At 73.5% G+C, this 20,511-nt stretch carries 18 protein-coding genes and 1 pseudogene; 11 read left to right on the plus strand and 8 right to left on the minus strand.

Annotation, left to right across the window (positions count from 1 at the left end; genetic code table 11):
- Positions 1 to 4: 4 nt before the first annotated feature.
- The 4 genes from MILUP08_RS08525 (at position 5) to MILUP08_RS08540 (ending at position 5,971) form a co-directional block, all read left to right on the plus strand.
- Positions 5 to 772 carry a 3-oxoacyl-ACP reductase gene (locus tag MILUP08_RS08525; RefSeq protein ID WP_007456645.1) on the plus strand — a complete coding sequence of 256 codons (768 nt, stop codon included), beginning with the start codon at positions 5 to 7 and terminating at the stop codon, positions 770 to 772.
- Positions 769 to 1,518, plus strand: coding sequence for a gamma-glutamyl-gamma-aminobutyrate hydrolase family protein (locus tag MILUP08_RS08530; RefSeq protein ID WP_007456647.1), 750 nt, complete (start codon positions 769 to 771; stop codon positions 1,516 to 1,518). The genes MILUP08_RS08525 and MILUP08_RS08530 overlap by 4 nt, the downstream gene beginning before the upstream one ends.
- 47 nt (positions 1,519 to 1,565) lie before the next feature.
- A complete protein-coding gene (locus MILUP08_RS08535) occupies positions 1,566 to 2,117 on the plus strand; it encodes a pyridoxamine 5'-phosphate oxidase family protein (protein WP_007456649.1) in 552 nt (183 codons plus the stop codon).
- A 194-nt stretch (positions 2,118 to 2,311) separates the two neighbouring features.
- On the plus strand, positions 2,312 to 5,971 hold the full coding sequence (locus MILUP08_RS08540) for a SpoIIE family protein phosphatase (protein ID WP_007456651.1): 3,660 nt from the start codon (positions 2,312 to 2,314) through the stop codon (positions 5,969 to 5,971).
- Positions 5,972 to 6,030: 59 nt separating this feature from the next.
- Here MILUP08_RS08540 and MILUP08_RS08545 read toward each other — a convergent pair whose 3' ends face one another.
- Entirely contained in the window at positions 6,031 to 6,345 is a 315-nt protein-coding gene (locus MILUP08_RS08545; RefSeq protein WP_007456656.1) for an STAS domain-containing protein, read from the minus strand.
- Between the two features lie 94 nt (positions 6,346 to 6,439).
- On the opposite strand from MILUP08_RS08545, the gene map reads away from it, so the two are divergent.
- Positions 6,440 to 7,297 carry a type I methionyl aminopeptidase gene (gene map, locus MILUP08_RS08550; protein WP_007456658.1) on the plus strand — a complete coding sequence of 286 codons (858 nt, stop codon included), beginning with the start codon at positions 6,440 to 6,442 and terminating at the stop codon, positions 7,295 to 7,297.
- Entirely contained in the window at positions 7,294 to 8,007 is a 714-nt protein-coding gene (locus tag MILUP08_RS08555; RefSeq protein WP_007456660.1) for a VIT1/CCC1 transporter family protein, read from the plus strand. Before map ends, MILUP08_RS08555 begins: the two co-directional genes overlap by 4 nt.
- Positions 8,008 to 8,013: 6 nt before the next feature.
- Here the strand turns inward: MILUP08_RS08555 and MILUP08_RS08560 are convergent, their stop codons facing one another.
- The 7 genes from MILUP08_RS08560 to MILUP08_RS08590 all read right to left on the minus strand — a co-directional run bounded on the left by MILUP08_RS08560 (position 8,014) and on the right by MILUP08_RS08590 (position 14,629).
- Positions 8,014 to 8,751 (minus strand): hypothetical protein, encoded by a 738-nt coding sequence (locus MILUP08_RS08560; protein WP_007456662.1) that lies wholly within the window; start codon positions 8,749 to 8,751, stop codon positions 8,014 to 8,016.
- A 152-nt stretch (positions 8,752 to 8,903) separates the two neighbouring features.
- Positions 8,904 to 9,404 carry a nitroreductase/quinone reductase family protein gene (locus MILUP08_RS08565; RefSeq protein ID WP_007456664.1) on the minus strand — a complete coding sequence of 167 codons (501 nt, stop codon included), beginning with the start codon at positions 9,402 to 9,404 and terminating at the stop codon, positions 8,904 to 8,906.
- Positions 9,405 to 9,498: 94 nt separating this feature from the next.
- Positions 9,499 to 12,225 (minus strand): FtsX-like permease family protein, encoded by a 2,727-nt coding sequence (locus MILUP08_RS08570; RefSeq protein ID WP_039905653.1) that lies wholly within the window; start codon positions 12,223 to 12,225, stop codon positions 9,499 to 9,501.
- Between the two features lie 56 nt (positions 12,226 to 12,281).
- On the minus strand, positions 12,282 to 13,016 hold the full coding sequence (locus tag MILUP08_RS08575; protein WP_007456668.1) for an ABC transporter ATP-binding protein: 735 nt from the start codon (positions 13,014 to 13,016) through the stop codon (positions 12,282 to 12,284).
- The gene (locus tag MILUP08_RS08580) at positions 13,013 to 13,615 is read right to left on the minus strand and encodes a PadR family transcriptional regulator (RefSeq protein WP_007456670.1); all 603 of its coding nucleotides are present in this window, start codon (positions 13,613 to 13,615) and stop codon (positions 13,013 to 13,015) included. Before MILUP08_RS08580 ends, MILUP08_RS08575 begins: the two co-directional genes overlap by 4 nt.
- Positions 13,616 to 13,667: 52 nt before the next feature.
- Positions 13,668 to 14,105 carry a ferritin-like domain-containing protein gene (locus MILUP08_RS08585; RefSeq protein ID WP_007456672.1) on the minus strand — a complete coding sequence of 146 codons (438 nt, stop codon included), beginning with the start codon at positions 14,103 to 14,105 and terminating at the stop codon, positions 13,668 to 13,670.
- Positions 14,102 to 14,629 (minus strand): hypothetical protein, encoded by a 528-nt coding sequence (locus MILUP08_RS08590; RefSeq protein ID WP_007456674.1) that lies wholly within the window; start codon positions 14,627 to 14,629, stop codon positions 14,102 to 14,104. The genes MILUP08_RS08585 and MILUP08_RS08590 overlap by 4 nt, the downstream gene beginning before the upstream one ends.
- A gap of 154 nt (positions 14,630 to 14,783) precedes the next feature.
- Here MILUP08_RS08590 and rimP point away from each other — a divergent pair, with 154 nt between their 5' ends.
- The 5 genes and pseudogenes from rimP (at position 14,784) to MILUP08_RS08615 (ending at position 20,386) form a co-directional block, all read left to right on the plus strand.
- Complete coding sequence (gene rimP, locus MILUP08_RS08595; RefSeq protein ID WP_007456676.1) at positions 14,784 to 15,500, plus strand: ribosome maturation factor RimP; 717 nt, start codon at positions 14,784 to 14,786, stop codon at positions 15,498 to 15,500.
- A complete protein-coding gene (nusA, locus tag MILUP08_RS08600; protein ID WP_007456678.1) occupies positions 15,497 to 16,540 on the plus strand; it encodes a transcription termination factor NusA in 1,044 nt (347 codons plus the stop codon). The genes rimP and nusA overlap by 4 nt, the downstream gene beginning before the upstream one ends.
- A 16-nt stretch (positions 16,541 to 16,556) precedes the next feature.
- Positions 16,557 to 16,889: a YlxR family protein gene (locus tag MILUP08_RS34415; RefSeq protein WP_083915813.1), complete on the plus strand. Its 333-nt coding sequence runs from the start codon at positions 16,557 to 16,559 to the stop codon at positions 16,887 to 16,889.
- A 93-nt stretch (positions 16,890 to 16,982) separates the two neighbouring features.
- Positions 16,983 to 19,999: pseudogene (gene infB / locus MILUP08_RS34420) on the plus strand (translation initiation factor IF-2).
- Between the two features lie 90 nt (positions 20,000 to 20,089).
- Positions 20,090 to 20,386 carry a DUF503 domain-containing protein gene (locus MILUP08_RS08615; RefSeq protein WP_039905658.1) on the plus strand — a complete coding sequence of 99 codons (297 nt, stop codon included), beginning with the start codon at positions 20,090 to 20,092 and terminating at the stop codon, positions 20,384 to 20,386.
- The last annotated feature ends 125 nt before the right edge of the window (positions 20,387 to 20,511 follow it).

A 20,511-nucleotide genomic window follows, 5' to 3' on the forward strand; every position in this document is an offset into this window, starting at 1 on the left:
GCCAGTGCAGGGTCGGTTGCAGGACCGGGTGGCAGTGGTCACCGGAGCGGGCAGCGGGATCGGGTTGGCCACCGTCCGGCGGTTCGCCGCCGAGGGGGCCCGGGTGGTCTGCGTGGACATCGACGCGCAGGCCGGCACGAAGGCCGCGCAGGAGTGCGGCGGCGAGTTCGTGGCCACCGACGTGGCCGACGAGTCGGCCGTCCGCGACCTGTTCGACGGGGTCGCCGAGCGGCACGGCCGGGTGGACGTCGCCTTCAACAACGCCGGCATCTCCCCACCGGACGACGACTCCATCCTGGACACCGGCCTGGACGCCTGGGAGCGGGTGCTGCGGGTCAACACCACGAGCGTCTACCTGTGCTGCAAGTACGCGATCCCGCACATGCGCCGGCAGGGCAAGGGGTCGATCATCAACACCGCCTCGTTCGTGGCGCTGATGGGCGCGGCGACGTCGCAGATCGCGTACACCGCGAGCAAGGGCGGTGTGCTGGCGATGACCCGGGAGCTGGGCGTGCAGTTCGCCCGCGAGGGCATCCGGGTCAACGCGCTCTGCCCCGGCCCGGTGGCCACCCCGCTGCTGCTGGAGCTGTTCGCCGCCGACCCGGAGCGGGCCGCCCGGCGGCTGGTGCACGTGCCGATGGGCCGCTTCGGGCAGCCGGAGGAGATCGCCGCCGCGGTGGCGTTCCTGGCCAGCGACGACGCCTCCTTCATGACCGCCGCGCAGTTCGTGGTCGACGGGGGCATCACCGGCGCGTACGTCACGCCTCTATGACACGGCCGTTGATCGGGATCAGCGCGTACGTCGAGCCCGCCGACTGGGCCGTCTGGCGTGGCGTGCGGGCGGTGCTGGTGCCCGAGGCGTACGTGCGGGCGGTGACCGCCGCCGGTGGCCGGGCGGTGGTGCTGCCCCCGGACGACTCCGACGGTGACGTGCTGGCGGTCCTCGACGGGCTCCTGCTGGCCGGGGGCGCCGACGTCGGTCCGGGGCGCTACGGCCAGCAGCCGCACCCGCGGACCGAGGACCGGCCGGACCGGGACGCCGGTGAGCTGACCCTGTTGACGGCCGCGCTCGCCGTCGACCTGCCCGTGCTGGGTGTCTGCCGGGGAATGCAGCTGCTCGCGGTGGCGTACGGGGGCACCCTGCACCAGCACCTGCCCGACGTCGTCGGAACGGAGGCGCACCGTCCGGCCCCGGGGGTCTACGGCACCCATCCGGTGCGGTTCGCGCCGGGGAGCCTGGCGGCGAGGACGCTGGCCGGCGTGGCCCACGTCAACTCGTACCACCATCAGGCGGTCGCCACCCCGGGGCGGCTCGCGGTGAGCGGCTGGGCGGCGGATGGCGTGATCGAGGCGGTCGAGGACCCGGGTCGTCCGTTCGTGCTCGGGGTGCAGTGGCATCCGGAGAACGAGCCGGACCCGCGCCCGATTCCGGCGCTGGTCCGGGCCGCCCGCCGGCGAGCGTCCGGCCCGCCGGTGGGTGCCGAGGGCGTACGCGCGGCGGGGCCGCCGGCGGTGTGACGCAGCTCGCCCCCGTCGGACGGCGGGTGCGGTGGGAGGATCACCACATGGGCAAGGTCTATCCGGAGATCGACGGTCGTCTGCGGGAGTTCATCGCGGCCCAGCCGGTCTTCTTCGTGGCCACCGCGCCGTCCGGTTCCGAGGGGCACGTCAACGTGTCGCCGAAGGGCATGACGGGCACCTTCGTGATCCTCGGCCCGCACCGGGTGGCCTACCTGGATTACCACGGCAGCGGCGCGGAGACCATCGCCCACCTGCGCGACAACGGTCGCATCACGCTGATGTTCTGCGCGTTCGACGGGCCGCCGAAGATCGTGCGCCTGCACGGCAGGGGCAGCAGCGTCGCGGTGACCGAGGCGGGCTACGCGGATCGGCTCGCCGAGTTTCCCGCGCCGCCGGACGTGCACGCCGTCCGGGCCGTGATCACGGTCGAGGTCGAACGGGTCAGCGACTCCTGCGGTTATGCGGTGCCGCTGATGGACTACCGCGCGGAGCGTGACCTATTGCTTACCTCACACTCCCGCCGTACGGCCGATGACCTGGTGACCTATCGCGCCACCAAGAACGCCGCGAGCATCGACGGACTGCCGGTCTTCTGACAGGTCAGGGCGCTCCCCGGCGGCTGCCCGGGCCTGCGTCCATCCCCGCCTTGTCGGGTCCGCGACCGGTGCGGCACAGGTAACCAGCGTCCACGGGGCGTCATGCGTTACGTTGCTGGTCCGCCGGGGTACAAGTCGGAGCACGGCGCGTGAAGATCAACGGCTGCGGGGTACGGCCGAAGCGGGGAGGCTGCATGAGCTCGGCCCAGGGGGGCGCGGACGCGGGGCATCCCAACGCGTACGTCCACGAGGTCCCCCCACACCTGGCCGCCGCCTTCGCGGGCGGCGGTGAGCTGGGCGAGCGGCTCCGCGCCTTCGACTGGTCCACCGCGCCGCTGGGCGGGCCGTCCGGCTGGCCGGCGGCGCTCTCCAGCGCGATAAGCATGATGCTCTCCTCCAGCTCGCAGATCGTCATGTTCTGGGGCGACGACCAGCTCGCCTTCTACAACGACGCCTACCGGCCGACCATCGGCAGCAAGCACCCGCAGGTGCTGGGCCAACCGGCCCGGCGCCACTGGGCCGAGACCTGGGACGTCCTCGGCCCGCTGCTCGACGGGGTACGGCGCACCGGGCTCTCCTACCGGGGCGAGGACCACCCCTTCCTGCTGGACCGCTCCGGTTTCGTCGAGCAGACCTACTTCGACGTCTCGTACGACCCGATCCGGGGCGCCGACGGCTCGGTCAGCGGCGTCTACTGCATCGTCAACGAGACCACCGGGCGGGTGGTCGGCGAGCGCCGGCTGCGGGCGTTGGCGGAGCTGGGCGCCGAGCTGGCCGACGTGAGCAGCCCCGGCGAGCTGGGCCGGACCGCCGCCGACGTGCTCGCCCGGCACTCCGCCGACGTGCCGTTCGCGCTTGTCTACCTGGCCGACGCAACCGGCCGGTTCACCCTGACCGCCGCCAGCGGCGTCGACCCGGCCGCCGTCGGTGTTCCGCCCGACGCGGTCGCCGAGCTGGTCGCGGAGGGCTCGCCCGCCACCATCGAGGTGAGCCGCCTGCTCGCCCAGCCACCGGCAGACGCCGCCGACGTGGCGCTCGTGCTGCCCGTCACGGCGGCCAACGAGACGGTCGGCGCGCTCGTCGTCGGCGTGGCCCGTCTGCTGCCGCTCGGCGACGAGTACCGGGATTTCCTGGACCTGGTGGCCGCGCAGATCTCCCGCGCGGTGGGCACCCAGCGGGCGTACGAGCAGGAGCGCGCCCGGGCCGCCGAGCTGGCCGCACTGGACCGGGCGAAGACCAACTTCTTCGCCAACGTCAGCCACGAGTTCCGTACGCCGTTGACCCTGGTGCTCGGCCCACTGGAGGACATGCTGGCCGACCCGGAGCTGCCCGCCGCCTACACCGACCGGCTCGTCGTGATGCATCGCAACGCGTTGCGCCTGCTCAAGCTGGTCAACACCGTGCTCGACTTCTCCCGGCTGGAGTCCGGTCGGCTGGCCGCCCGCTACCAGCCCACCGACCTGGCCGGCTACACCGCCCGGCTGGCCAGCACCTTCCGCTCGGCCACCGAGCGTGCCGGGCTGCGACTGGTGGTGGACTGTCCGCCGCTGGCGGCGCCGGTCTTCGTCGACCGGGACATGTGGGAGAAGATCGTCCTCAACCTGGTGTCGAACGCGGTGAAGTTCACCTTCGACGGTGAGATCCGGGTGCGGATCCGGGCCGGCGACGGCGTCGCCCGGCTTGAGGTCGTCGACACCGGCGTGGGCATCGTGCCGACGGAGTTGCCGCACGTCTTCGAACGTTTCCACCGGGTGCCCGGCGTGCGCGCCCGTACGCACGAGGGCACCGGGATCGGGCTCGCGCTGGTCCGGGAACTGGTCGAGATGCACGGCGGCGACGTCGGTGTGACAAGCCAGATCGACGAGGGCAGCACCTTCACGGTTACCGTCCCGTTCGGATCGGCGCACCTGCCCGCCGACCGGGTGGCCGCGTTCGCCCCCCTGCCCACGGGCGAGCCCGAGCAGGCCCGGCTGTTCGTCGCCGAGACCGCCCTGTGGGCCGACGAGGACACGCCCGGCCAGGCCGACCGCCAGCCGACCGACGGCACCCCGGCCGGCCGGATCCTGGTCGTCGACGACAACGTCGACCTGCGCGAGCACGTCACCCGGTTGCTCTCCCCGACCTGGGAGGTGGTCACCGCGAGCGACGGCCTGGCGGCCCTGACGCTGGCCCGCGAGGGCGAGTTCGACCTGGTGCTCACCGACGTGATGATGCCCCGGCTGGACGGGTTCGGCCTGGTCGGCGCGCTCCGCACGGACCCCCGCACCCGCGACGTGCCGATCGTGCTGCTCTCCGCCCGCGCCGGTTCCGCGGAGGCCGTCGCCGGCCTCTCCGTCGGCGCGGACGACTACCTCACCAAGCCGTTCTCCGGGCAGGAGCTGATCGCCCGGGTCCGGGCCAACGTCGAGCTGGGCCAGCTGCGCGGGCAGATCATCCGTCGGCTTCGGGCGCTGGCCGACGCGGCCGTGGCGGTCAACACCGCCCGTTCCACAGCCGACGTGCTGCAGGTCGCCGCCCGGCACGCGCTCAGCCTCGCCGAGGCCGTCCGGGTCGTGGTCACCGCGGCCGGCGCCCGCTCCGAGGCCGACGGCGGCGGCGTCGCCGCCACCGACCCGTCCTTCGTGGCCGCGCTGACCGGCACCACCCGCGAGCAGCTCGGCGAGCTGCAGGTCTGGCGGGCCGCAGGCGACGACGCGCAGGCCGACGAGGCCGCGCTCACCCAGCTCGCCCGCCTGGTCGGGGTCCGGCTGGAGAACGCCCAGCTCTACGAGGCCGAACACCGCATCGCCACCACGTTGCAGCACAGCCTGCTGCCGAGGTCGCTGCCCCAGCTGCCGGGCGCGGTCGTGGCGAGCCGCTACCTGCCGGGCAGCGCCGACGTCGAGGTCGGCGGTGACTGGTACGACGCGCTCGCGCTCGAGGACGACGACCTGGTGCTGGTGATCGGCGACGTGGTCGGCAAGGGCGTCCAGGCCGCGGCGGCGATGGGACAGCTGCGAAACGCGTTGCGGGCGTACCTGTTGGAGGGTTTCGACCCGGGTGAGTCGCTGAGCCGCCTCAACCGGCTGGTCGGCTCCACCGAGGGGCGCTCGTTCGCGACTGTGGTCTGCCTGCAGTTCAGCCCCCGCACCGGTCGGCTGCGCTACGCCAGCGCCGGGCACCCGTCCCCCCTGCTGATCCGAGGAGACGACGTGGCGTTCCTGCACGACCGCGCGCTCGGCCCGCCGGTCGGCGCCATCCCCGACGCGACGTACCGGACGGTCGAGGGTGAGCTGACCGCGGGCAGCCGGCTGCTGCTCTACACCGACGGGCTGATCGAGGACCGTCAGCTCGGCATCGACGCCGCGCTGGCGCAGCTGCAGGCCGACGCCGCGACCCCCGGCGAGCACGTGGCCGATCTGATCGACACGGTGGTCGAGCGGGTCACCGGGCGACCGCGCCGCGACGACGTGGCGGTGCTCGCCCTGGAGGCGGCCGAGCTGAACCGGTTCGCGCTGCGCCTGCCGGCGGACCCGACCCGGTTGAGCGTGCTGCGCAAGCGCCTGGAGGACTTCCTCGTGGCGCACGACGTCGGCGAGACAGACCTGTTCGACCTGACCGTGGCGGTCTCGGAGGCCGCCGCGAACGCCATCGAGCACCCCGTCCAACCCGCCGAGGCGGTCATCAGCGTCGAGGTGGCCATCGAGGACCGGACGGTGATCGCCACCGTCCGCGACACCGGGCAGTGGCGGGAGTCGACCGGCTCCGGGTTCCGGGGGCGCGGCCTGTCGCTGATCAAGGCGCTGGGTGACCTGATGGTGCGGCGTACCGCTGAGGGCACCGAGGTGACGCTGCGCCGGCAGTTGCGGGGCTGACCCGCGCCCGGCGGACGGTGGTCGGGGGCCGGCGGCGGGCGTCGGCGGCGGGGGCGGTCTCAGACCGGGTCGAGCCAGCTCTGGTCGCCCAGGCCGGAGATCTCCAACACCCGACGGACCTGCCGGGACGGCAGCACGGTGAGCGTGCCGGAGAACCCCTGGGCGAGCCGGACCAGGGCGTGGATGGCCGCCGAGTCGAAGAAGGTCACCGCCCGCAGGTCGAGGGTGATCCGACGGGCGGGCTCGCGCAGGGCGGTCTGGAGCATCGTGTCGGCGGTCGCCATGTCGACCTCGCCGGTCACCACCACGTGGAGGTGCTCGCCGTCGATCTCCGCGCTGGCGGAGAAGACGGGTGGTGCTCCCCCTTGATCCACGCAGACACCATGGCACAGCCGACCTGGCAGGGCAACAACCGGCCCCGACCGGCCGTGGCACGAGTCACCACCGCCCCGGCGATAGGCTTGCGGCATGACCGTCCGCCCGCCGCTGACCCCAGGCACGCTCTCCCCGATGCGACAGGTGCCCGCCCACATTCCCCGCCCGGAGTACGTGGGTAAGAAGAGCCCGCAGCAGTGGCGCGGCTCGCACGTGCAGACGCCGGAGACCATCGAGAAGATGCGCGTCGCCAGCCGGCTCGCCGCCCAGGCGACCCAGCTCGCCGGTGAGCACTGCAAGCCCGGCGTGACCACCGACGAGATCGACCGACTGGTGCACGAGTTCCTCTGCGACCACGACGCGTACCCGTCGACGCTCGGCTACCGCGGCTACCCCAAGTCCTGCTGCACAAGCGTCAACGAGGTCATCTGTCACGGCATCCCGGACACCACGGTCCTGACCGACGGCGACATCATCAACGTCGACGTGACCGCGTACATCGGTGGGGTGCACGGTGACACCGACGCCACCTTCTGCGTCGGTGAGGTAAGCGAGGAGGCCCGGCTGCTCGTCGAACGGACCCACGAGGCGATGATGCGCGGCATCCGCGCGGTCGCCCCGGGCCGCCAGATCAACGTGGTGGGCCGGGTCATCGAGTCGTACGCCAAGCGGTTCGGCTACGGCGTGGTCCGTGACTTCACCGGCCACGGGATCGGCGAGACCTTCCACAGCGGGCTCTACGTGCCGCACTACGACAGCCCCCGCCCCACCGACATCATGGAGCCGGGGATGACCTTCACCATCGAGCCGATGATCACCCTCGGCACCTACCAGTACGACATGTGGGACGACGGGTGGACAGTGGTCACCAAGGACCGCAGGTGGACCGCCCAGTTCGAGCACACGATCGTCGTCACCGACGACGGCCACGAGATCCTGACCCTGCCGTGACCGACACCCCCGCGGCACTGCGCGAGGCACACCATGCGGACGTCACCGGCGGCTGGCTGCGCCCGGCCGTCTTCGGCGCGATGGACGGGCTGGTCACCAACATCGCCCTCATCGCCGGCGTCGGCGGTGGTGGCGTCTCACCGCACAGCATCGTGCTGACCGGGTCCGCAGGCCTGGTCGCCGGTGCGATCTCGATGGGGCTCGGCGAGTACACGAGCGTGCGCTCGGCCAACGAACAGGTCGCCGCCGAGGTCGCCAAGGAACGACGCGAGCTGGAACGGCACCCCGAGGCGGAGGCCCGCGAGCTGGCCGACGCCTGGGTGGCCCGCGGCCTGCCCCGCGACCTCGCCACCCAGGTCGCCGAGGCGGTACGACGGGACCCGGAGGAGGCGCTGCGGGTGCACGTCCGCGAGGAGTTGGGCGTCGACCCCGACGACCAGCCGAGTCCCTGGTCCGCGGCGATCTCCTCGTTCCTGTTCTTCTCGGTGGGCGCGCTGATCCCGCTGCTGCCGTACCTGCTGGGCGCCACCGCGCTCTGGCCGGCACTCGTCGTCGGCGGGCTCGGCCTGTTCGCCGCCGGCGCCGTGGTGGCCCGGTTCACCAACCGACCCTGGTGGACAAGCGGCCTGCGCCAACTACTGCTGGGCGCCGCCGCTGCCGGCGCCACCTACCTGGTCGGCTCGCTGATCGGAGTGCAGGGCGGGCTGTGACGCCAGTCAACCGGTGAGCAGGTCGTCGATCGTGCCGTCGACCGGGCGGCCACGCGCCGCCAACTCCTCTGCCTGCCGTGCCAGCACCGCGCCGACCTCCGTCATGTCCGCGCCGGCCAACCCCGTCCGCCGCACCGCGTCACCCGGATCACGGAAGTAGGTGCGACCGAGCAGGCCGGTCACGGTCGCCGCGGCCAACCGCGCCTCACCGAGCATCAGCAGAGCCTGGTCGGTCTCGTACCACTCGGCCAACCGGGCGGCCCGGGAGTGCGCCGCGCTGCCCCGGTACCAGGCCTGTCGCGCCGCGGTGCTGAACTCCGCCGGTCGGGCCCGGGCCAGCCGGCCGAGATGCTCGTCGCGCAACGTCCGCAGCCAGCCCGTCGGGTCGTAGAGCGAGCGGGTGGTTACGTAGCGGTCGGCCGTCAGCGGCCACAACGGGGAGAGCACCCGGGCCTGCCCGAGGTAGTCGTCGGCGGCGGCCACGGTCAGGTCGACAAGCACCCCGTCCACCCGCCGGGTCGCCGGCGGCGGCCCGGAGCCCGGCCGGTAGGTGACCACAAGCATCCCCACCTCGCCGTCCCCGCCACCGTCGTCGTCGCCGTGCGCCAGGGGGCCGTGGACCGCGATCGCGAGCACGTCGGCCGGGAACCGCCGCCGGATCACCTCGGCGACCCGCTCCGCGACCGTCCACCGTCGATCGTCGAGACCCCGACCGACACCGGCCGGCTCACTCCTCGCGCTCACGGGTCGACCTTTGTTCGCGGCTGCGGGGCTCGCAGGCCCGGCTCACTCCTCGCGCTCACGGATCGACCTTTGTTCGCGGCTGCGGGGCTCGCAGGCCCGGCTCACTCCTCGCGCTCACGGATCAACCTCCGCCTTGGGCGACTGGCCTCAGCCTAGCCAGCCGACGGGGGGCCGGCCGGCGCGCCGCGCCCGGTCGGCACCAGCCGGAAGATGCGGATCTCCCGGCCCCCGGCCCGCTCGACGTACGTGCGGTACGCCGGCCACTCGGTGACCAGCAGCTGCCACAGGCGGTCCCGTTCGGCGCCGCTGGCCGGGTCGGCCCGCACCGCGAACCGGCGACCCTTCACGTCCACCTCGGCGGCCGGGTCGGCGAGCAGGTTCATCGCCCAACCGGGCTGGTGGGTCTGCCCCCAGTTGGAGCCGATCACCACGTACGCGTCGCCGTCGGTCACGTAGAGCAGCGGATTGCTGCGCGGTTTGCCCGAGCGGCGACCGGTCGTGGTGATCACGAGGGACGGGAGCACACCGAGCGCGACCACCCGGCCCCGGGTGAGTCGGCCGACGATCCGGTCGGCGGGGACCAGCAGGCGGGCGGCGGCCCCGAACCAGCGGTGGTGGCCGAGTCGACGGGTGAGGGTTGCGAGCGCTGACACGCGGATCAGTCTGCCGGTCGCCCCGCCCCGACGGCACCCCCGGTCGGTCCGGTTCCGGCCCCACAGCCGCCCGGGGCCGCAGCCGCGGACCGGTTCAGTCCAGGTGACGTTCGATCGGCAGCCGGGCGCGGGTGAACAGGCCGGCGCCGAGCATCGCCACCACCGGAACCAGCACCAGCACGCCCAGCGCCGGCCACGGCACCAGGTACGGGTACGGCTCCCGCACCGGCCAGGCCGTGGCGTACTCCCGGTTGGCCGAGAACAGCACGATCGCCGCGGTGCCGAGCCCGGCCACGATGCCGAGCACCGAACCGAGACCGGCGATCACTCCGGCCTGACAGATCGCCAGCAGTCGACGTACGGCCGGGGCCGCGCCGACCGCGGCGAGGGTGGACAGTTCGGCGCGGCCCTCCGCCGCGGCGAGCGCCGTGGCGATCCCGGCCGCGCCCACGGTGATCAGTCCGGCCGCCGCCGCGAGCAGCAGCAGCAGTGGTGAGTCGTTGCGCGGGGCGGCGCCCTGCTCCACCTGAACGGAGAACGCCCCGAAGGCCCGTAGGTCGTTGGCGAACCGATCCTGGCGACGCTGGCCGGGCGGTGCCGGAGTGTCGACCACCCAGCCGGCCTGGACCGTGTCCAGGCCGAGTTGTCGGGCGACGGACGCGGAGAGCAGGAGGCGGGGCTGGCCGACAGTCGGCGGCAACGCGTGTCCGGGCAGGTCGTGGCGGGTGGTGGTCGTCTCGTCCTGCCCGGCCCGCACCTCGTTCACCTGCACCGTCACCCGGCCGTCGTGCAGGTAGCGCGGGTCGGTCACCACCACGCCCCCTTCGCGCAGCACCCTGGCCGCGGCGGAGGTCGCCGCGGCGTCGGCGCCGGTGAGCAGTGGCAGCGCGCTGCCGTCGTCGACGATCGTCTCGACGTAGTGGCCGTAGTAGTCCGTGGCACGGTCCCGGCAGCGCGGGTCGGCCCGCGCCTGGCGGCGCTGCGTCGCCGACAGGCTGTCCCCGGGCTGCCACGGGCAGGCGCGGTCCGCCGGAAGCTCCGGCGCCACGGAGCAGTAGCCCGCCGGGCCGTCGGCAGCGGGGCAGCGCGGCGTCAGTACGGGGGCGATGGCGGTGGCGCCCAACTGCGCCCGCGCGGCGGCGTCGACCTGGGCCGCCGTCGGCTCCGGCTGCCGGCCCGGCTCCTCCCGGTAGATCAGGACGTGACCGGTGGGCAGCATCGGCTGGTAGGCGCGGGCGTCGCGGACCCCGTCGCTGGCCAGGTACCCGCCGAGCGCGACGCTGCTGGCCACCGCCGCCATCACGGCGCAGATGGCCGGCGCGGCGGCGGCCCGGTTGCGGCTGGCGTCGCGCAGCGCGATGCGGGGCGCCAGCGGCAGCAGCCGGCCGAGCCGGGCGAGCGCGCCGATCAACGTGGGTGTGCAACAGACCAGGCCCAGCTCACCGAGGATCAGGCCGGTCAGGATCACCGCCGGCGACGTCCGGGTGGCCCCGAACGCCGCGAGCGCCGCCCCGCCGACCACCAGCGCCAACCCGAGGGTCAGCGCGCGGGCCCGCGATCGGGGCGGGGTACGACGCCCGGCGAGCCCGGCCATGACGTCCTGCCGGGCCGCCGTCCACGCCGGCGCCAGCGCGGCCAGCACCCCGGCCAGCACCGCGACCCCACCGAGCACGATCAGGGCCGCCGGCCAGCAGCGGTACCCGCCGAAACGGACGCCGAAGACGTACTGCTCCATGAGCGGACGACCGGCGAACGCCGCGCCGACACCGAGCAGCAACCCGGCCGCGGCGCCCAGCACGCCCAGCACCACCCCGTCGGCGAGCACGACCCGACGCAGTTGGGCCGCGTCCCCGCCGGCCACCGCGACCAGCGCCAGGTCCCGGCGCCGACGACGGACCCCCACGGCGAACGCCGGCCCGACCAGCAGCACGACCTCCAGCAACCCCAGGCCGGCGATCAGCACCCCGGTGCTCAGGTCGGTGGTGTCGGCGTAGCCGAACCAGCCCCGGGACGACGTCGAAGCGGGCAGGTGGCGCGGCGCGACCACCACCCCCCGGTCGTTGAGCCGCGACACCATGGCCGCATCGACGACGCCGGGCACGTCGACCAGCCAGCGGCTCTCCGTCTGCGGATCGGCCCGGCCGACGGCCGTCGGGTGCAGCGCCACCACCGGGCCGAGGTCGTCGGGAAACTCGACCACCCCGACCACCGTGTACGCCCTCGTCCCGTCCGCGGTGGCGACGGCCTCACCCAGGCGTACGTCCAGGCGGCGCAGCGCCGCCGGACTGACCGCGACCTCGCCGGGCTGCTGCGGCGCCCGCCCGGACCGGAAGCGCACCAGACTCCGGGCCAGCGGGTCGGCGAGGTCGAGAACCCGTCCCTGGAGGGTCTCGTCGCCCCTCGGGCCCCGCACTGTCACCGGGTTTCCGGCGCGTATCTCGGTGGCCCGGCTGCCGGGGCCGAGCATCGAGGTCACCTCGGCGGCGGTGGTCGGGCGCCCCGACGTCGACTGGCTGTCGTCCCGGGAATACCAGCCGTCGCCCCACTCGTCCTGGACGACAGGGGTCTCGGCGATCCACCGCAGCTCCGCGTCGGCGACGCCGAGGCGGCGGTCGACACGCTCCTGCGGGGTCAGTTCGGCCATGTCGTAGCTGGCGGCCAGGAAGGCCAGCACCAGCACCGGCAGGGCGATCATCGCGAGCACCAGGGCGGTACGCCGACGCGCCCGGCGCGACTCCCGCCGGGCGATCCGCAGCGCCGCCCGCCACGAGCCGGTCAGTTCGGCGAACCTCCGCCGCCCGAGGGGAGCGGTCGGTGTCACAGGCCCGACCGTCTGGGGGTCGACGCGGCGGCGGGCCAGCGGCGTCCGGCGCAGGGTCAACGGTCGCTGCCGGACAGCAGTTGCTCGACACTGCCCAGGGGGGCCGTCGTGTCGACAAGCACGCCGTCACGCAGGAACACCACCCGATCGGCCCACCCGGCGTAGCGCGCCTCGTGGGTGACGAGGATGCCTGCGGCGCCCGCATCGACCCGGCGGCGCAGCAGGTGCAGCACCGCCTCGCCGGTCTGCGAGTCCAGCGCGCCGGTGGGTTCGTCGGCGAGCACCAGCCGCCGCTCGCCGACCAACGCGCGGGCGATCGCCACCCGCTGCTGCTGACCACCGGAGAGCTGGTCCGGAAAGCGGTCACCCAGCGCCGGAAGGCCCACCTCGGTCAGCGCGGCCAGGGCCGCCGCGCGGGCCCGCCGGCCGCCGACGCCGTCGAGTTCCAGCGGGAGCGCCACGTTCTCCAACGCGCTCAGGCTGGCAAGCAGGTTGAGCTGCTGGAAGATGTAGCCGATGCGGCGGCGGCGCAGCTGGGCCAGCCCGCGGCGATCCAACGCCCCGAGGAGCTGGCCCTCGACCCGGACGTCGCCGCGGGTCGGGCGGTCCAGCCCACCGGCGAGAGCCAGCAGCGTCGACTTGCCCGAGCCGGACGGACCCATCACGGCGACCAGCTCGCCCGGCCGGACGACCAGGCTGACACCGCGCAGCGCGTGGACCGCCGCCGGGCCGGCGCCATGGGTGCGGTGGACGGCGCGCAGCTCCAGCACCGCGTCGTCCGGTCCGCTCACCGTCGCGCCTCCTCGTCGGCCCACCGCGCGCCGTCGGACGTCCCGCCGTCCGGCGGCCGGGGCGGGGGCGACGTCGGCCGGTTGGGCTGATGCCGGACCAGGCTGGTCTCGCAGTGGTCCAGCCACCGCACCTCGGCCTCGGCCTGGAACACCATCGAGTCCAGCACCAGACGCCACGGCAGGTCCTCCGGGCGGTCGCTGCCGTACTTCAACCGGGTCAACTCCTGCAGCGTGCGCATCGTCGCGCTGCGCTGCGCCTGCACCACCGAGCGGACGTCCACTCCGGGCGTGGTGAGCGCCAGGGCCAGTTTGATCGCCAGCTCGTCGCGGGGCCGGTCGTTGCGGCTGATCGGGGTGGCGAACCACAGCGCGAGGTCCGCCCGGCCGGCGTCGGTGATCTCGTACGGGCGCTGCCCGGCCTCGCTCTCCGGCAGCGGGCGCACCAGACCGTCCCGTTCCAACCGGGACAGCGTGGTGTAGACCTGCCCGATGTTCAGCGGCCAGGTCGAGCCCGTCGACTCCTCGAATGCGGCACGCAGCTGGTAGCCGTACATCTGGCCGCGCTCGAGGAGGGCGAGCAGCCCGTGACGGATGGACATGGCAACGGAGTATGCATACCTGGTATGCGCTCCGCAACCGGAGTGGACCGGTTCAGGTCGGGCGGCCGGGAAATGCGACAGTCGGCGGGGTCACCCCGGCGGTCTTCCGCCACCGCGTGGCCCGCACGGCGTACTCGACAAGGGCGGCCAGCGCCTGGTCGCGATCGGGACCGGTGGTGGACGCCAGCGCGGCCCGCCAGTGCGCCGCGGTGCGCTCCTCCACCTCGACGGCCAGCCGCAACGCGCTCGCCCGGTCGGTGACGGGAAACGGCAGCGCGTACCCGGCCCGCCCCGGCGGAACGGTGCCCCCGGTGGTGCTGAGCTGCACCACAAGCGCGTCGCGCCGGCGTCGGTGGGCGGCCTCCGCCTGGTGTGCGGACTCGCGCGCCGCCCCGGTGAGCCGGACGCCGATCCGTCCGTAGGCGTAGATGGCCGCGTACTCGGCGGAGAGGACGGCGGCGAGCGCCTCCCCTGCGGTCGGCTGCCTCACTTCAGTGCCTCCTGGTGGGTGGCCCGCGCGGCGGCGATCGACCCGAGCAGCGCCGCCCGCTCGGCGGGCGCTGCCGCGCAGGCGGCGGTGGCGGACTGCTGTGCGGTCTTCTCCCGCGCGCGCAGGGCGGCCAGCGCGCCGGCCGGCTCGGTCGCCGCGGTGGCGCTGGGGTCGGCGGCGGGCGCGGAGGGGAGAGTGACGCCGACGACCCGGGCCAGCTCGGTGGCGTGCGCGGTGTGTGTCTCGGCGATGGGGCCCAGGCGGTCGGTCAGCTCCGGGTTGGCGGCGGCGGTCGCCCGGTACGCCGCGGCCAGGCCCAGCGCCTCGTCGACCATCGGGCGCAGCGGGTCCGGCGGCGGCGCCGGCTCGTCGTCGCGGTCGAAAAGATCACAGCCGGTCAGCGACGTCGCTGCGCCGCCGAGCGCCAGCAGCGCCCCGGCGTGCAGGAGCTTTCGCCGGGTATGCCCGGATACTTGGTCACGCGGTGTCGTTCTGCCGATCCCCACCGGGCAAGTGAACACCATCCCCGCCGGTCCGGGGGCCATCGCCGTCGGTGCGCCGCCCGGCCCGCCGACGGGCAGGCGCGTTACGCTCTGCGCAGCCACCGGCGCGTCCGCTCCGGTGGCGTGCCGGCATGGCGGGACGAGCGTCCCGGTCGACCAGGGAGAGGGTGCGCAGATGACGCAGCGTGGCCGTGCCACCAGGTCGACGGGTCGACCCCGCGACGGCGCGGGCTCCCGCGCTCCGCGCGACGCCGCCGGTCCGCGCGGCGGCGGTGACCTCGCGGCACGGCGTACCCGGTTGCGGGCCGTGATCGAGCCGGTGGTCAACGGCGTGGGCTACGACCTGGAGGACCTGTCGGTCTCCCGGGCCGGCCGGCGACACGTGGTCCGGGTGATCGTGGACCGCGACGGCGGGATCGACCTGGACGCCGTCGCGGACGTCTCCCGCGCGGTCTCCAGCGCCCTGGACGCCGCGGAGGAGTCCGGCGGCGACATTCTCGCGGGGGAATACCAGCTCGAGGTCAGCTCGCCCGGAGTGGACCGGCCGCTCACCCTGCCCCGGCACTGGCGGCGCAACGTGGGCCGACTGGTCAAGGTCACCGTCCGGGGCGCGGTGGCGCTGCCCGGCCAGCGCGGCGAGCAGCCCTCCGGCGACCGCCAGCTGACCGGCCGGGTGGTCGGGGCCGACGACGAGGGCGTACGGCTGGAGACCGACGACGGCCAGACCCTGTGGGCGTACGCCCAGCTCGGCCCGGGCCGGGTGCAGGTCGAGTTCACCCGCCTCGCCGAGCTGGGTGAGCCGGACGAGTTCGACGACGCGGACGAGACCGACGAGCACGACGATTCAGACGACATCGACGACGAAGATGATGTGGAGGACGAGGAGAGGTGAACATCGACCTCGCGGCGCTGCGCGCACTCGAGCGCGAGCGGGAGATCCCGTTCGACACGATTCTCGCGGCGATCGAGACCGCGTTGCTGACCGCCTACCGGCACACCGACGGCGCCGAGCCGCACGCCCGGGTGGAGATCGACCGCAAGTCCGGCGCGGCCCTGGTGTACGCGCAGGAGATGGACGCCGACGGCTCCCTGGTGCGCGAGTGGGACGACACGCCGCACGACTTCGGCCGGATCGCCGCGATGACCGCCAAGCAGGTGATCCTCCAGCGTCTGCGGGAGGCCACCGACGAGGTGCACTTCGGCGAGTACGTGGGCCGCGAGGGTGACCTGATCACCGGCGTGGTGCAGGCGCACGAGACCCGTACCGAGAAGGGCATCGTCAGCGTCGACCTGGGCAAGCTGGAGGGTGTGCTGCCGCAGTCCGAGCAGGTGCCCGGCGAGCGCTACGCGCACGGCGAGCGGGTCCGGTGCGTGGTGGTGCACGTGGCCAAGGGCATGCGCGGGCCGCAGATCACCCTCTCCCGGTCGCACCCAGCCCTGGTCAAGAAGCTGTTCGCGTTGGAGGTCCCGGAGATCGCCGACGGCACGGTGGAGATCGGCGCGATCGCCCGTGAGGCAGGTCACCGTACGAAGATCGCCGTCCGCTCGATGACCCCCGGCGTGAACGCCAAGGGCGCCTGCATCGGCCCGATGGGTCAGCGGGTGCGTGCCGTGATGAGCGAACTGCACGGCGAGAAGATCGACATTATCGACTGGTCGGACGACCCGGGCACCTTCGTCGGCAACGCGTTGTCGCCGGCCAAGGCGCTGCGGGTCGAGGTGGTGGACCTGGCCAACCGGGCCGCGCGGGTGACCGTCCCGGATTTCCAGCTTTCGCTCGCCATCGGTCGGGAGGGGCAGAATGCCCGCCTGGCTGCCCGCTTGACCGGCTGGCGGATCGACATTCGCTCCGATGCGGAGCAGACCGCCCCGGCCGCGCGGGGGTCTGCTGATCACGTGCGGGAGCCGGGCGGCGCGATCTCGGGCAGCTAGGGGTAGACTTCCTCCAGTGGTACGACGCGCGCAGCCGGAGCGCACCTGTGTGGGTTGCCGGAAACGTGCGCCGGCCAGCGAATTGCTGCGGGTCGTCGCGGTCGGGGACGAGGCTGGTCACAGCCTCCGGCCTGATCCGCGCCGCAGGCTGCCGGGTCGGGGAGCGAACATGCACCCGGATCCGGCCTGCTTCGCGCTGGCGGTGCGGCGCCGCGCCTTCGGGCGAGCGCTGCGCATCACCGAGGTCCTCGACCACGGTGTGCTGGCAGAGCACGTCGATGCGCCAACCACTACGTCCGGTCAGCCCGACCGGGCGAGGGTCGCTAGCAGGGTAGGACGACCGACATGAGCACACGATGAAGTCCCTGAAATGACCAGGCTTCAAGTGCACGAGTGAGGTCGCTGCGGGTGCTGCCCGCACGACCTCGGAGTGAGGAGTGCAGTGGCAGGCAAGGCCCGCGTTCACGAGCTTGCAAAAGAGCTCGGGGTCGAGAGTAAGACCGTTCTCGCCAAGCTGAAGGAAATGGGCGAGTTCGTCAAGTCCGCGTCCAGCACGGTCGAGGCGCCCGTCGCCCGACGGCTGCGTAACGCATTCGTCGCGTCTTCCGGTGCTCCGGCGCCGGCCGCCGCCCCGTCGGCGCCCGCGCCGACGCCGGCTTCGACGCCGACCCCGACGCCGTCTCCGACCCCGGGCGCCCCCCGGGTCTCGGCGAAGCCGATGCCGCCTCGGCGGCCGGCCGCGCCGGCACCCGGTCCGAAGCCCAAGGGTCCGGTGCCCGGTGCGCCGCAGCCCGCGGCCCCGGTCGCCAAGCCGGCGAGTGCCCACGACATCGAGGTGGCGGCCGCGGAGGCGCGTGCCGCCGCGCTGAAGGCTGAGCAGGAGGCCGCGGTCAAGGCCGCGCAGGCCGCCCGCCAGCAGCAGCGGGACAACCCCGTCCGCCGGGAGCCTCCGGCCGACGGCAACCGCCCCGGTCCTCGTCCGGGTCCGGCAGCGATGCCGCCCCGTCCCGGTTCGCCGGCCGCTCGGCCGAACACGCCGGCGCCGGGTCCCGGTGCCCGACCGGGCGGTCGTCCGCCGGCGCGCGGCGCCGGTAACAACCCGTTCGGCATCCAGGGTGGCCAGCAGCAGCGGCCGCCGGCCGCGGGTGCGGGTGGCCCCGGCCCAACAGCCCGGCGGGCATGCCGCCGCGGCCGAGCCCGAACTCCATGCCGCCGCGGCCCAGCCCGGCGTCCATGCCGAGTCAGCGTCCGGCTGCCGGTCGTCCCGGCCCGGGTGGCGCAGGTCGTCCCGGTGGCGGCGCAGGTCGTCCCGGTGGCGGTGGCGGCGGCTTCCGTGGTGGTCCCGGCGGCGGCGCCGGTGGTGGCGGCGGTTACCGCGGCGGCCCCGGTGGCGGCGCGGGTGCCGGCGGTGGCGGTGGCTACCGTGGTGGTCCCGGCGGCGGTGGCGGTGCTCCCGGCGGCGGTTTCCGTCCGGGTGCTCCCTCCGGTGGCGGCGGTCGTCCGGGTGCCGGTGGTCGTGGCCGTGGCGGTGGCGCCGCGGGTGCCTTCGGGCGTCCGGGTGGCCGGCCGACGCGTGGCCGCAAGTCCAAGAAGCAGCGCAGACAGGAGTTCGACAACCTGTCGGCTCCGACCATGAGCTCGGGTGCTCCCCGGGGTCAGGGTCAGGTCGTCCGGCTCTCCCGTGGCGCCTCGCTGTCGGACTTCGCCGACAAGATCAACGCCAACCCGGGTTCGCTGGTCCAGGAGATGTTCAACCTGGGCGAGATGGTCACCGCGACCCAGTCCTGCTCTGACGACACCCTGCAGCTGCTGGGTGAGCACCTCGGCTTCGAGGTGCAGATCGTCAGCCCGGAGGACGAGGACCGCGAGCTGCTCGCGCAGTTCAACATCGACCTCGACGCGGAGGTGGCCGAGGAGCGTCTGGTCAGCCGTGCGCCGGTCGTGACCGTCATGGGTCACGTCGACCACGGTAAGACCAAGCTGCTCGACGCGATCCGTAAGGCGAACGTCGTGGCCGGTGAGGCGGGTGGCATCACCCAGCACATCGGTGCCTACCAGGTGCACGTCCCGCACGAGGGCGAGGACCGCGCGGTCACGTTCATCGACACCCCGGGCCACGAGGCGTTCACCGCCATGCGTGCCCGTGGTGCCCAGGTGACGGACGTCGTGATCCTGGTCGTCGCGGCCGACGACGGCGTGATGCCGCAGACCATCGAGGCGTTGAACCACGCCAAGGCGGCCGACGTGCCGATCGTGGTCGCGGTCAACAAGGTCGACAAGCCGGAGGCCAACCCGGACAAGGTCCGCCAGCAGCTGACCGAGTACGGCCTGGTCGCCGAGGAGTACGGCGGCGACACCATGTTCGTCAACGTGGCCGCGAAGCCGGGCATCGGCATCGAGGAACTGCTCGAGGCCGTCCTGCTGACCGCCGACGCGTCGCTGGAGCTGACCGCTCCGATCGACGGGCCGGCGCAGGGTGTGGCCATCGAGGCGCACCTGGACAAGGGTCGCGGTGCGGTGGCGACGGTGCTCGTGCAGAAGGGCACCCTGCGGGCGGGCGACTCGATCGTCGCCGGTGGGGCGCACGGCCGGGTCCGGGCCATGCTCGACGAGAACGGCAACCAGCTCACCGAGGCCGGTCCGGCGCGTCCGGTCATGGTGCTGGGTCTGACCGCGCCTCCCGGCGCGGGCGACACGTTCCTCGCCGCGGCGGACGACCGTACGGTGCGGCAGATCGCCGAGCAGCGGCAGGCACGGCGGCGGGCGGCGTCCTTCGCCAACTCCCGTGGTCGGGCCACTCTTGAGACGCTCATGGAGCAGCTCAAGGAGGGCGAGAAGACGTCGCTCAACCTCATCCTCAAGGGCGATGTCTCCGGTTCGGTGGAGGCTCTGGAGGACGCGCTGTTCAACCTCGACATCCCCGAGGAGGTCCAGCTCAAGGTCCTCGACCGGGGCGTCGGCGCGATCACCGAGAGCAACGTCATGCTCGCGAGTGCCTCGTCGGAGCCGGTCACGATCATCGGCTTCAACGTGCGGGCCTCGAACAAGGTCCGCGAGATGGCCGACCGCGAGGGCGTGGAGATTCGGTACTACACGATCATCTACCAGGCCATCGAGGAGATCGAGGCAGCGCTCAAGGGCCTGCTCAAGCCGGAGTACGAGGAGGTCGAGCTGGGCACCGCGGAGATCCGCGACGTCTTCCGCTCGTCCAAGATCGGCAACATCTCCGGTTGTATCGTCCGGTCGGGCATCATCCGACGCAACGCGAAGGCTCGGCTGCTGCGGGACGGGGCGGTCGTGGCGGACAACCTCACGATCACCTCGCTCAAGCGGTTCAAGGACGACGCCACCGAGGTCCGCGAGGGCTTCGAGTGTGGTCTGACCCTGGGTGGTTACAACAACGTCCAGGTCGGCGACGTCATCGAGACCTTCGAGATGCGGGAGAAGGCTCGCGCCTGATCCGGCAGTGACACGCTGATCAAGGGGTTTACGCCGCAGGGCGTAAACCCCTTGATCATGCGAGGTGGGTTGGCGGTATGGTCCGGGGCGATGTTTACCGGAACCGCGGTCTTCGACCTGCTGCTGCCGGGTGACTCCCGGTCGCTCAAAGCCAAGAGATCATATGTACGGCCGATCGTGGCGGCGCTGCGCCGCTTCGAGGTCTCGGCCGCCGAGGTGGGTGCGCTCGACCTGCACGGTCGAGCGGAGATAGCGGTGGCCGTGGTCGCCGCCGAGGCGGCGCACGTCCGCGAGGTGCTCGACTCCTGCGAGCACCTGGTGGCCGCGCGTCCGGAGGTCGAGTTGTTGTCGGTTCGACGCCGGCTGTACGGCGTGGACGACGACTGACTCAGGGTGCCGGCGGTGCCGGGCGACCGGTGCCGCCGCGCAGGTAGTGTTCGAGATGTTGGCCGGTCGGCCGGCGGCCCCCGGGTCGCCGGGTCGGCCGGGAGCAGGACGCCGTGGAGGTGGCG

This window comes from Micromonospora lupini str. Lupac 08, assembly GCF_000297395.2.
Classification (GTDB): Bacteria; Actinomycetota; Actinomycetes; order Mycobacteriales; family Micromonosporaceae; genus Micromonospora; species Micromonospora lupini.